Source organism: Streptomyces sp. H39-S7, assembly GCF_027158205.1.
Lineage (GTDB): Bacteria > Actinomycetota > Actinomycetes > Streptomycetales > Streptomycetaceae > Actinacidiphila.
In genome coordinates, this window is the sequence record NZ_JAPVLU010000022.1 from 78,377 (window position 1) to 90,625 (window position 12,249).

9 protein-coding genes and 1 pseudogene are annotated in these 12,249 nt (G+C 70.4%); 5 read left to right on the forward strand and 5 right to left on the reverse strand.

The annotated features are described in order from the left end of the window. Window positions 1-187: 187 nt before the first annotated feature. Window positions 188-3,385: a tetratricopeptide repeat protein gene (locus tag O3X23_RS22180; protein ID WP_269273225.1), complete on the forward strand. Its 3,198-nt coding sequence runs from the start codon at window positions 188-190 to the stop codon at window positions 3,383-3,385. Between the two features lie 239 nt (window positions 3,386-3,624). Then, window positions 3,625-4,041 (forward strand): hypothetical protein, encoded by a 417-nt coding sequence (locus O3X23_RS22185; protein ID WP_269273226.1) that lies wholly within the window; start codon window positions 3,625-3,627, stop codon window positions 4,039-4,041. A 159-nt stretch (window positions 4,042-4,200) separates the two neighbouring features. On the opposite strand, the pseudogene O3X23_RS22190 reads toward O3X23_RS22185, so the two are convergent. Then, a pseudogene (locus O3X23_RS22190) lies at window positions 4,201-4,359 on the reverse strand (DUF255 domain-containing protein); the annotation flags it as partial. Window positions 4,360-4,504: 145 nt separating this feature from the next. Here O3X23_RS22190 and O3X23_RS22195 point away from each other — a divergent pair. Next, window positions 4,505-7,690, forward strand: a complete 3,186-nt coding sequence (locus O3X23_RS22195; RefSeq protein ID WP_443047935.1) for a tetratricopeptide repeat protein — start codon at window positions 4,505-4,507, stop codon at window positions 7,688-7,690. A 64-nt stretch (window positions 7,691-7,754) separates the two neighbouring features. Here O3X23_RS22195 and O3X23_RS22200 read toward each other — a convergent pair whose 3' ends face one another. Both O3X23_RS22200 and mca read right to left on the reverse strand, forming a co-directional pair. Further along, the gene (locus O3X23_RS22200; RefSeq protein ID WP_269273228.1) at window positions 7,755-8,045 is read right to left on the reverse strand and encodes a hypothetical protein; all 291 of its coding nucleotides are present in this window, start codon (window positions 8,043-8,045) and stop codon (window positions 7,755-7,757) included. Between the two features lie 70 nt (window positions 8,046-8,115). Then, window positions 8,116-8,988, reverse strand: a complete 873-nt coding sequence (mca, locus tag O3X23_RS22205; RefSeq protein WP_269273229.1) for a mycothiol conjugate amidase Mca — start codon at window positions 8,986-8,988, stop codon at window positions 8,116-8,118. A 115-nt stretch (window positions 8,989-9,103) separates the two neighbouring features. Here mca and O3X23_RS22210 point away from each other — a divergent pair, with 115 nt between their 5' ends. Both O3X23_RS22210 and greA read left to right on the forward strand, forming a co-directional pair. Further along, the gene (locus tag O3X23_RS22210; RefSeq protein ID WP_269273230.1) at window positions 9,104-9,514 is read left to right on the forward strand and encodes a DUF4307 domain-containing protein; all 411 of its coding nucleotides are present in this window, start codon (window positions 9,104-9,106) and stop codon (window positions 9,512-9,514) included. Window positions 9,515-9,680: 166 nt separating this feature from the next. Continuing rightward, window positions 9,681-10,178, forward strand: coding sequence for a transcription elongation factor GreA (gene greA, locus O3X23_RS22215; RefSeq protein ID WP_269273231.1), 498 nt, complete (start codon window positions 9,681-9,683; stop codon window positions 10,176-10,178). Between the two features lie 102 nt (window positions 10,179-10,280). On the opposite strand, the gene O3X23_RS22220 is transcribed toward greA, so the two are convergent. Further along, window positions 10,281-11,135, reverse strand: coding sequence for an ABC transporter permease (locus O3X23_RS22220; protein ID WP_269273232.1), 855 nt, complete (start codon window positions 11,133-11,135; stop codon window positions 10,281-10,283). Continuing rightward, window positions 11,135-12,103 carry an ATP-binding cassette domain-containing protein gene (locus O3X23_RS22225; RefSeq protein WP_269273233.1) on the reverse strand — a complete coding sequence of 323 codons (969 nt, stop codon included), beginning with the start codon at window positions 12,101-12,103 and terminating at the stop codon, window positions 11,135-11,137. Before O3X23_RS22225 ends, O3X23_RS22220 begins: the two co-directional genes overlap by 1 nt. Window positions 12,104-12,249: the final 146 nt, after the last annotated feature.

Consider the following 12,249-nt stretch of genomic DNA (forward strand, 5'->3'; position numbering starts at 1 on the left):
ATGAAGAACGCGTACGCTCCGTGCCGGAGAGCGAGGCATCCGGCCGGCCCGGCGAGGGGACTGAGATGAGTGCACGCACACGCAGCGGGCCGCCGGTGCGGCAGTCTCTTCCGGCCCGGGCCACGTCCGGAAGCGGCGGGGAAGTATCGGACGCCACCCTCGGCGGCGAGGGCGGGCGGGCCGCGCGGTGACGAACTTCACCTTCCAGGCAGCAGGGGCCGGGTCCATCGCCGCCCACCGAATCGGAACGGCGATCACCGGCCCCGTCACCATCCTGTCAGCCGAGTTGCTCAACTCGGCGCGTGACGTTCAGGCGCCGGGCGGCCTCACCAACCTGCCACCGGTCCCCCTGTGTGTCGGTCGCACGGACGCGCTGGATCGACTGCACGGCTTGTTCGTGGCGCAGCCTGGACAGCGAGCTTGCGGGGCTGCCGTCGTCCAAGGCCTCGGCGGCGTCGGGAAGAGCACCCTCGCGCTCGCGTATGCCCACAGGCACCGTCGTGACCACACCGTGGCGTGGTGGATCGCCGCCGATTCGCCCGCCCGCATCGAGCAGTCGCTGGCCAATCTCGCTCTGCGACTGATTCCCGCATGGGCTGGCAGCGCATCCACCGAGGAACGTGTCGCTTGGGCGATGATGTGGCTGCATTGGCATCCCGGTTGGTTGCTGGTCTTCGACAACGTCGAGGACCCGGCCGATCTGCGGCCCTACGTCGGCGCGCCGGACGGCTACGTCATCGCCACCAGCCGACGGGCAGCTGGCTGGCCAACCTCGGTCACGCCCCTCGCCCTGGACGTACTCGACCTGATCGAAGCGAGCGAACTCCTCTGCCGGCACGCGTGCGGGAATTCGCCGACCCCCCGTCAGACACAGGAGGTCCGCGCCCTCGCAGCTGACCTCGGGCAACTCCCCCTCGCGCTGGAGCAGGCCGGCGCCTACCTCGCACAGAACCCGACGATCGGCATCGAAAGCTATCGCCGAAGACTGGTCGGCAAGTTGGACAAGGCTCCCGACGGCGTCGACCCAGAGCGCACTATTGCCCGGATCTGGGGCCAGACAATCGGCACCCTCGCCGAGCGCAACCCCCTGGCGGTCGCCATTCTGTCCACGCTGGCATGGCTGGCACCTGATGACATACCGGTGGAACTGCTGGCCTCGGTCGCCGACGACAGCGACGACCTCCACGAGGCCCTTGGGATCCTCGGCGTCTACTGCATGGTCTCCCTCACCCGGGACGCAGTGAGCGTCCACCGACTGGTCCAGACCACCATCCGGAGTCAGTCGACCCTCGGTGGCACGGCTCCAGCTGGCCGGCTGGAGGCCGAACGGCTGCTGTGCGCCGCGGTCGTCCCACTGGGAGAACCTCCCAGTTCCGGCCGATCTTCCGCCTGGGATCGGCTGCTCCCGCACGTTGTCGCGCTCGCGGCCACCACTCCTGACGGGCACTCGGACACCTTTCCCGCCGGAAGGTATGCGAGCGCTGCGAGCTACCTCACCGACCTCGGCCACGACGCCCGCGCCGTTCCGCTGCTCACGGCGGCCCTCGCCAGCTGCGAAGCACTCGCCGGCGCGGAACACGAACTCACCATGAAGGTCCGCGCGAACCTGGCCAACGCCTACCACGGAGCGAGGGACTTCGGCCGGTCCATCGCGATCCTCGAACCGCTGGTCGCCCAGTGCGAGCAGGTCTTCGGCGACTCCCACCCGGGGACGCTTACCGTCGCCTCCAACCTCGCCACCTCTTACCGTGATTCCGGCGATTTGACCCGAGCCGTCGCACTTCACGAGGGGACGTTGGCCCGGCGTAGGCGAGCACTTGGCGACGACCACCCCGACACTCTCGTCAGCTGCGAGGAACTGGCCTGCACCTACCAGGTGTCCGGCGACCTGGTAGGTGCCGTCTCTCTGCATGAAGCGACCCTCACGCAGTACGAGCGATCCCTAGGACCGACCCATCCTGTCACGCTGAGCAGCCAGAACAACCTGGCGGCGGCCTACCTCGCGGCGGGTGACCTGTCCCGCGCCATTCCGCTGTACACCGCCGTCCTCGCCCACCGGCAGCGGGCACTCGGCGACAGCGCCCCTGAGACCATCTCCAGCCGGAACAACCTCGCTGCCGCCCACCTGAGCGCCGGACGCCCCGAAAAGGCGGCCCATCACCTCGAAACGGCCCTGGCCCAGAGCGAGGAGGCGTATGGCGAGGCCCACCCGGAGACCATTGCCGTCCGCGCAAACCTCGGATGCGCCTACCGAGACGCCGGGAACGCGTCCCGTTCCGTCGCACTGCTGGAGAGTGCGGCCGCGCAGAGTGCCCACCTTCTAGGCGACACTCACCCCCAGACCCTCACCACCAGGAACGGGCTGGCAGATGCGTATCGGGCTGCCGGCGACAACGCTCGGGCAATCGCCCAGTACAACGCCGTCCTCAACCATCGCGCCGAACTGCTCGGCGAGATCCACCCCCACACGCTCGCCACCCGGAGCAACCTCGCGAAGGCCCACAGCGCGGCGGGCGATCTGGCTCACGCTGTCCTGCTCTACACGACCACAGTGACCCAATGCGAGCAGGTCTTCGGCGAATCCCACCCGGACACCCTGGCCAACTGCATCAGCCTGGCCGAAGCGCTGCGGCTGACCGACGATCCAGCGCGTGCCGTCCCCCTCTTGGAGACGACGCTGGAACGGTGCGTCCGGTCGCTCAGCGAGGATCACCCGCACACCGTGGTGTGTCGGATCAACCTGGCCGCCGCGCATCTCACTGCCGGCGACGTCGGGCGCGCCATCCAGCTCCTTGAGGCCGCCACACAGCACGCCGACCGAATCTTCGGCGACATCCACCCGCACACGGTGACCGGCAAGGTGCACCTGGCTGCCGCCTACCTCGAATCCGGCAATGCAGCACAGGCAGTCGCCATCCTCGAGGACATCCGCTCGCAACTGGACGTCGAACTCGGCGGCACCCACCCGCAGACGCTCCACGCCACCGCCATGCTGGCACGCGCCCACGGCAGGTCCGGCGGCCTCGCCCGGGCGGCCGAACTGCTGGAACACACGGTCGCACTCACTGGGAAGGAACTCGGCGCCACCCACCCGGACACTCTCGGACAACGGCAGTACCTGGCCGAGATCCACCGTGCCGACGGCCGACCCGATCTGGCCGTGCCGCTATACGAAGCCAACCTCGCCCATTGGCAGTTAACCCTCGGCGACCACCCGAACGTCCTGATCGCCCAACTCACCCTGGCGGACACTCACCAGGAGGCCGGCGCACACCGAAAGGCGATCGCCCTTTATCACGCAGCCCTCGACCGGGTCGAGCCCACCCTGGGCTCGGAGAACGCGCTCGTCGCACAGATCCGCGCAAGGATCAGCTCGGTCGAATAGGCCGCTTCGGGGGCTAACCATGGGTACTCCAGGGAAATTTCTTCGTTTTCCCTGATCAGCAGCCTGGTGGTCGAAAGTGTAGTCCGGCTGAGCCAGGGGACAGGAAGGTGTTCGCTTGACTCGCGCGAAGTAAGGCCGGCCGACGGGCCGCGAGTTGCGGAGTTGCCGGGTGCGAGCTGGCTGGGCGTCCTAGTCTGATGCCCCAGCCGCAGTCAATGACAGGAACTCAGAGGTGGGTTGTGGGAGCGGAGATCTCGCAGTTCGTGGAGCAGACAGGGCCGTATCTGAGCGCGGCCTTGGGTGCCTATGGTGCAGGGGTGCTGGCCCGGGCTGAGGACGCTGCGGTGGGAGCGACGGCGAACGCCGGGCGCAGCATATTGCAAGCGGTCTGGCGGCGCCGGGGCCCGGCCGGGCGCCCGGAACTGGAGGCGGCGGTGCGTGAGGCTGCCGAGGAGCCGGAAGACGCTGACGCTGCGGCCGCGCTGCGCCAGCAGATCAAGCGGACGCTACGGGAGGATCCGCAGTTGCTTGCCGAACTGGCCGCCCAGCTTCCCGCAGCCGGCGTGGTGACGATCACCGCGTCCGGTGAGCGGTCCATCGCCGCACAGACCATCGGCACGGCCATCACCGGCGACAACACCACGATCCGTCGGTGACCGACCCCCGGCCCAGCATGAGCGCCGCCTCCGCAGTCCTGATCGCGTGCTCCTGGACGCAGGCGTCAATGTTGCCACCCAGTCCCTCACCGTACGTGTCCATACCGATATCCCGTGAATAGCCCCAGATCAGCACTGCCTGGTTCTGTTCGCCTACTGGCACCAGTGGCAACTGCTGTAACCGTCGCTGAGCAGCACCGGCACCCCGCGCTCGCGGGCCTCGGCGAACGCCTCCGCGCCCCACGGCCACCAGTCCACAGGGTTGTCCGCGTGCTGGAGGAGGTAGGGAGAGGTGGAACGGCTGAGTCGATTGGCCATGTACCCACCCTCACACACGGTGTCGCCCTGCGACGTGTACGGCAGGACACCTGGGGCGGGCGGGCGACCAGGGGGAGCTACGTTGAGAGAAGCGCCAGAGCCGGCGAACCCGTCCGGGAGGGACCGGGCGGAGGTCGAGAGCCGGGTGAAGCTGGCCGTGGTCGAGGAGGCGCGCGGCAGCACGGCGGCGGACGCGGAGCGGCTGCTGCGGCGGGCGCTGGACTCGCTGGACGAGATCATGGCGCAGGCCGCCGCGGAGTACGCGCTCTACCTGCGGGCTGCCGGCACCGGGCCGGGCGGGCCGACGGGGCTCGCCGGGCGGTTCGGCCGCGAGACGGTGACGACCGCCGTGATCACCGCGGGGGCGGTCGGGGCGACCGCGTTCGCCGTGGACGTGATCGGCCAGAACCTGTCGGCCGGGGCGTCCCTCACCACCGGGCTGGCCGCGGGGGCGGTCGGAGCGCTCGCCGTGGGGCTCAGGGGCCCGCGCGGGAACGAGCCGGCCGCGTCGGCCGACGATCCGGCCCCGTACCGGCTGCGCTGGCTGGACGCGGTGGAGCAGCGCGGTATCCGGCCCTTCCTCGAACAGCACCGGAGCCGGGCCACGGCGGAGTCCGCCGCCTCCCGGTCCTCCTCCCCCACCGCGACCAGCGGTCGGCACCAGGTCCCGGCGCCCCGCAGGACCGACCGCAGCGCCGCCGCCAGGACCCGGTCCGTGCTGGAGCAGTCGTTCGGTCAGCTCCCGTCGGCGGAGGGCCCGTTCGCCGGCCGCCGCAAGCAGCTCGCGCAGATCACCCAGTGGGTGCACCAGGCCCGGGTGTCCACGGAGACCAAACCGACCGTCGTCGTCCTGCACGGCCCGGCCGGCGCCGGGGCGACCACCCTCGCGGTGCGCGCCGCTCGCCAGCTGCGCGACCAGTTCCGCGGCTCGTGCGTGGTGGACCTGCGCGGCGGGGCCCTGGACGAACGCCCGCTGCCGACCCGGGACGCGCTGCTGCACCTGCTCAACCGGCTCGGCGCGCCCCGCGAGCAGTTGCTGTTCCGCGAGCGCCCCAACCACGAGCAGCACCTGCGGCGTCTCGCCGACCAATACCAGAAGCATCTGACGGGCACGCCGGTGACGATCGTGCTCGACGACGCCTCCGACGCGGAACAGGTACGGATGCTGGTCCCCGAGCGGTCCGAGGCGCTGGTGCTCGTCACCGCCCGCGAGCCGCTCTCCCTGGACCTGCCGAACGCGTGGGTGCACAGCCTGCCCATCGGCCCGCTCCACGCCGACGACGCCCATGAGCTGCTGAGTGAGCTGGCCAGGGCCGCGAAGGCGCCCGAGCCCACCACGGTGGAGTCCGAGCGGCTGCGGCTGCTGTGCGACGGCCTGCCGATCGCGCTGCGGATAGCGGGCGCGGCGCTGGCGGACCACGGCACGGCCGCCGGGCTCGCCGCCGACCTGGAGGCGTACGGGCCGCAGGAGGCCGTCGAGCGGATGCTCGCGCTGCGCTACCGCGACCAGTCCGAACCGTCCAGGCGGCTGCTGCGCCGGCTGGCGCTCGCCGGACGGACCAGCTTCGGCGCGGCGGCCGCCGCCGCGCTGCTGGCCACCGACGAGCAGGAGGCCGGCCGCCGGCTGGACGAACTGGCGCGGGCCGGGCTGATCGAGCACATCCGCGGCAGCCGCTACCGGCCGCACGACCTGGTCCGCCGCTTCGCCCACGCCCGGCTGCTGGACGAGGAGGACCCGGCCGAGCGCGCCGCCGCCCACGAGCGGCTGATCCGCAGCTACGCCGAGCTGGCCAACGCCGTGATCCGCCTCGTCGAGGGCAAGACGTCCACCCGGGCCGGGCGCTTCGGCGCCCATGGCTTCGCCTCGCTCGAATCGGCGCTGCGCTGGCTCGACGACGAGTCCAGCTTCATCACCGCCGCGCTGCGGCACGCCGAGGGCGTGGACCGCACCGTCGTCCAGGCCCTGCTCGGCGCGCTGTGCGACTACTGCCTGCTGCGCGGCGACCTGTACCGGCTCGGGGAGATCAGCGAGCTGGCGCAGGCGTCCAAGGCCGCCCCGGACGAGGAGCAGAACATCCTGGTGCGCTCCGTGCAGTGGCGCACCGGCATCGCGGCCCGGCAGCTCGGCGAGCTCGACAAGGCGCGTTCCACCCTCAGCTCCGTCGTCGACCTGTACTTCGAGGCACAGCACCCGGCGGGCGCCGCCCGTGCGCTGGGCAGCCTCGGCATCACCCTGCACCACCAGGGCAATCTGCGGGAGGCGGAGATCAAGCTCCGCGAGGCCCTGGAGCTGCAGGCCGCACCGGAGCTCGGTGAGGACCGGGCCTGGACACAGCACGCGCTGGCGGCCGTGCTGCGCGACATGGGCCAGCTCGGCAAGGCACTGCCGCTGCTGCTCGAATCCCTCGAACTGCACCGGCAGAACGAGAGCGTCAGCGGGCAGGCCTGGGCGCACCTTCAGCTCGGGCAGGTCCATCTGCGGCTCGGAGCGGTCGACGAGGGCGAGGCGGAGCTGCGCAGCGCCGGCCAGTGCTACGCGCTGACCCGTGACCCGCGCGGCGCCGCCTGGACCTGCACCCAGCTCGCCCGCGCCACCCTGCAGCGCGGTGACGCCCAGGGGGCCGCCCGCGAGCTGGACGAGGCCCTGGTACGCCACCGGGCCTGCGAGGACGCCCGCGGCGAGGCCTGGACGCTGTACTACCTGGGGCACGCGCTGGAGGAGTCGGGCGACAGCGACCAGGCGCTGCGCACCCTGGAACGGGCCCGTTCCATGTTCAGCCGCATGCGGGACGTGTACGGGCTGGCCTGCGCCCGCCACCACTCGGCCCGGGTCACCCGCGACCAGCGCGCCGTACGCACCGGCAACCTCCGCAACAGCGGCTTCGCCCGGCAATTGCTCCAGGACGCCCGGCAGGACTTCCGGCGGATCGGTGTCGAGCACGGCGAGGCGTGGTCCTGCGTGGAGCTCGCGGTGATCGACGCGGGCAACAACCGCTACGTCGAGGCCCTGGCGCTGCTGGACCAGGCCCTCGAGCTCTTCGCCGGCCTCGGCGACCGGCGCGGCCAGGACTGGGCGGTCTTCCTGCGCTGCACCGTCCGGCCCCTGCTGTCCGAGGGCGGCGCCGGGCAGGCCGTCGAGGAGCTGCGCGCGCTGCTGGCCGCGCACCATCCGGGCCGGGACCCGGACCTGGAGGAGTACGCCGAGGCCTACTCCGTCCTGCTGGAGCGCGGTGCGGCCGCCCCCGGCGGCGGCTGGGAGGCGTGGCGGCTGGGCATGCTGCCGCGGCGATCGGCGCGCATGGTCATGGACCTGCTGCCGATCACGCCCTGAGGCCGGCGGCGGGGAGCGCCGGCCGGGCCGGTGTGCGTCCGGCCCGGCCGGCGCCCTCGGCGCGTCAGGAAGCCGGGTTGTCCTGGGCCGCCTGGGCCGCCTGGGCGGCCTGCGCTTCCCGGTGGGCCCGCAGACCCCGCGACGGCTTCGGAGCGGCCGTCGCGCCGGCGGGGCCCGGGGCCTCCTCGAAGTCGATCTTCTTGAACTGCTTGACCATGTTCTTCATCAGGCCCCACAGCGACAGCGCGATGGCCGCGAAGATCACGAAGCCGATGAGGCCGGGCGTCACCTTGTTGTTGTCCAGCTCCTGAGCGGCGAGCGGGACGTACTGGGTCAGTGCGTGGGAGGCAATCACGGTACCCATTGTGCGCTAGGCCCTGTCCGGCGGATCACGGGCGGTCCGTGGACCGTCCGCCGGACGGGTTCTAGAGGGTGCGGATGCCCGCGAAGAGGTCGTCCTCGGGCAGCGAGGTGTCCACGAGCGAGCGTGCGAGCTCGTAGTCCTCGGTCGGCCAGACCTCCTGCTGGATCTCCATCGGGACGTGGAACCACGCGCCGTCCGGGTCGATCTGGGTGGCGTGCGCGAGCAGCGCCTTGTCGCGGATCTCGAAGAAGTCGGCGCAGGGCACATGGGTGCTGATCTGCCGCTCGGGGCGGTCGAACTGCTTCCAGCGCTCCAGCCACTCCGCGTACGGGGACTCCAGGCCGCGGGAGAGCAGCGCCTCGTGCATGGCGACGGTGCGGGCCCGGTTGAAGCCCTGGTTGTAGTAGAGCTTCTGCGGCGTCCACGGCTCGCCGGCGTCGGGGTAGCGCTCCGGGTCGCCCGCCGCCTCGAAGGCGACCATGGAGATCTTGTGGGTCATGATGTGGTCGGGGTGCGGGTAGCCGCCGTTCTCGTCGTAGGTGGTGATCACCTGCGGCTTGAACTCGCGGATCAGCTTCACCAGGGCCCCGGCGGCCTCGTCCACGTCCTGCACGGCGAAACAGCCGTCGGGCAGCGGGGGCAGCGGGTCGCCCTCGGGGAGGCCGGAGTCGACGAAGCCGAGCCAGGACTGCTTGACGCCCAGGATCTCGCGGGCCTCGTCCATCTCCTTGGCGCGGACCTCGTGGATGTGCTCCTCGATGTAGGGGTCACCCTGGAGCTTGGGGTTGAGCACCGAACCGCGTTCCCCGCCGGTGCAGGTGGCGACCAGTACGCCCACCCCCTCGGACACGTACTTGGCCATGGTGGCCGCACCCTTGCTCGACTCGTCGTCGGGGTGGGCGTGGACGGCCATCAGTCGCAGCTGCTCAGTCAAGGCTGGATCCTCTAGTCATCAGTAGTGGCCCCCTCGTTCCATGTAAAGGGCGCCTCCTATAGTGACCGAAGCGAGGGGGCAATTAATTCCATGTCCCCCACCGGAAGGAACGATCATGGCTGCGGTGCGCGAGGGGCTGCCCGAAGGGCGCTACGGACGCGGCGCCGACGCGCGGGCCGACCGGCGGCTGAAGATCATCGGCCTGGTGCTGGGCGTGCTGGCACTGGGCGGGATCGGCTGGTTCGGCTGGCACTCGGTCGCGGGCACGGACGTGAGCGGCGAGGTCATCAAGTCCCGCGCGGTCTCCGACCGGACCGTGGAAATCCATCTGGAGGTCCGCAAGGACGCCGGAACGGTCGCCGTGTGCACCCTGCGATCGGTGGACGAGGACCACACCGAGGTGGGACGCATGGACGTGACCCTGCGCGACCACAAGAAGCAGATAGACACCGTGGTCACCATGCGGACCACTCACCGCGGGGAGACCGCCGAGCTGCTCGGCTGCAAACCGGCGGGCCAGGGCTGACCTGCCACGACGGCATACTGACTGACACACCGGTTGCCATACCGATGGTCTCACTGACATTTTCCCGCTGCCTTGTGGCTGCCGGAATTGTTAGGCTCCAGGTTTCGCCCCGCCACGCGATGGCAAGGCACTTTGACGCAGTCCCATGTACCTACGAGGAGCACCAGTGACCCAGACCAGCGAGAGCGTCACCTGGCTGACCCAGGAGGCGTACGACCAGCTGAAGGCCGAGCTGGAGTACCTGTCGGGTCCGGCACGCGCTCTGATCATCGCCAAGATCGAGGAAGCCCGCCAGGAGGGCGACCTCAAGGAGAACGCCGGCTACCACGCTGCGCGCGAGGATCAGGGCAAGCAGGAACTGCGGGTCCGCCAGCTGACCCAGCTGCTGGAGCGTGCCAAGGTCGGCGAGGCGCCCGCCGACACGGGCGTGGTCGCGCCCGGCATGATCGTCACGATCGCCTTCGACGGCGACGAGGACGACACCATGACCTTCCTGGTGGGCTCGCGTGAGTACGTGAGCGACACCCTGGAGACGTTCTCCCCGCAGTCCCCGCTCGGCAAGGGCGTGAGCGGCAAGAAGGCCGGCGAGAACGCCGTCTACGAGCTGCCGAACGGCAAGAAGTCCTCCGTGAAGATCCTCTCGGTCAAGCCGCACCGCGGCTGACCGGCAGAACACCGACGCAGAACGGGCTCCCCGCCGTGGGTACGGCGGGGAGCCCGTTCTGCGTCGCGGGGTCCGGCTTGGGCGGTCCCTGGGCGGGTCGCGTCAGGCGGTCGCGGAGCGGTACTTGCGCACCGCCAGGGTGCGGAAGACCACGAGGATCAGCACGGACCAGAGCAGCGACGCCCACACGGCGTGCTGCATGGGCCAGGCGCCGGAGTGCGAGACGCCCGGATTGCCGAACAGCTCCCGGCAGGCCTGCACCGTGGCGCTGAACGGGTTCCACTCGGCGATGTGGCGCAGCCAGGGCGTCATGTTGCTGGTGTCCGCGAAGGCGTTGGAGATGAACGTCACGGGGAACAGCCAGATCAGGCCGCCGGAGGTGGCCGCCTCCGGGGTGCGGACCGACAGGCCGATCAGCGCGCCGATCCAGGAGAAGGCGTACCCCAGCAGGAGGAGCAGCCCGAAGGCGCCGAGCATCTTGGGGATGCCCTCGTGGACGCGCCAGCCCACGATCAGGGCGACGATGGCGAGCACGACGACGGTCAGCGTCGTCTGCACCAGGTCGGCGAGGGTGCGGCCGGTGAGGACCGCGCCGCGCGCCATGGGCAGCGACCGGAACCGGTCGATGAGGCCCTTGTTCATGTCGTCGGCGATGCCGGCGCCCGCGCCCGCCGTGGCGAAGGTGACGGTCTGGGCGAAGATGCCCGCCATCAGGAATTCCTTGTAGGTGTTGGCGTCGGTGCTGCCGCCGACCTTCATCGAGCCGCCGAAGACGTAGGTGAAGAGCACCACGAACATGATCGGCTGGATCAGCCCGAAGATGATCATCTCGGGGATGCGGGTCATCCGGATCAGGTTGCGCTTGGCGATGACCAGCGAATCCCGGACGGACTGCATGACCCCGCCGCCCGGCCGGGGGACCAGCGTGGTCGGGGCGGTTGCTTCGGTGGTTGCCATCACTTGGCCTCCTCTTCCGGTGCGGCGACCTCGGCCTCGTGGCCGGTCAGCGAGAGGAACACGTCGTCGAGCGTCGGGCGGCGCAGCCCGATGTCGTCGATCTCGATGCCCCGGGCGTCGAGGTCGCGGATGACCTCGGCGAGCAGCTTGGCACCGCCGTCGACCGGGACGGTGATCCGTCGGGTGTGGTCCTCGGTCTTGGTGTCGCCCTTGCCGAAGCCGCGCAGGGCGCCCTCCGCCTCGGTGAGCCGGTCCCGCTCGTGGACGACGACCTCGACGCGTTCGCCGCCGGTCTGCGCCTTGAGCTGGTCGGAGGTGCCGCGGGCGATGACCTTGCCGTGGTCGATCACGCAGATGTCGTGGGCGAGCTGGTCGGCCTCTTCGAGGTACTGGGTGGTGAGCAACAGGGTCGTGCCGCCGGCCACCAGGTCCTGGATGACCTCCCACATGACCTGCCGGTTGCGCGGGTCCAGGCCCGTCGTGGGCTCGTCCATGAACATGACGGGCGGCTTGACGACGAGCGCGGCGGCGAGGTCCAGCCGGCGGCGCATACCGCCGGAGTACGTCTTGGCGGGCCGGTCGGCCGCGTCCGCGAGGTTGAAGCGCTCCAGCAGTTCGGCCGCGCGGAGCTTCGCGTCACGGCTCTTCATCTGGTAGAGCTGGCCGACCATCTGCAGGTTCTCGCGGCCGGTCAGATACTCGTCCACCGCCGCGAACTGGCCGGACAGGCCGATGTGGTGGCGGACTTCGTTCGGGTGCTTGAGCACGTCGATACCGGCCACGACGGCGTTGCCGCTGTCCGGTTTGAGCAGGGTGGTGAGCACCCGCACGGCGGTGGTCTTGCCGGCGCCGTTCGGGCCCAGCAGTCCCAGAACCGTGCCTTCCGGGACGTCGAAATCCACTCCGTCCAATGCCCGTACGTCACCGAAGGTCTTGACCAGACCTTCGGCGTAGATCGCGCCTGGCATGTGACTACTCCCAATCCGGGGATAGGTCTCTGTGTGTGTCGAATGATCGCGGGGTCCGCGGCCGTCCGCGGCCCTTTCGGCCGTCGTCGGAAGCCCGCACACATGGCGTCCAAACGCGACACATCGCGAGCATGCAGCATGCGATA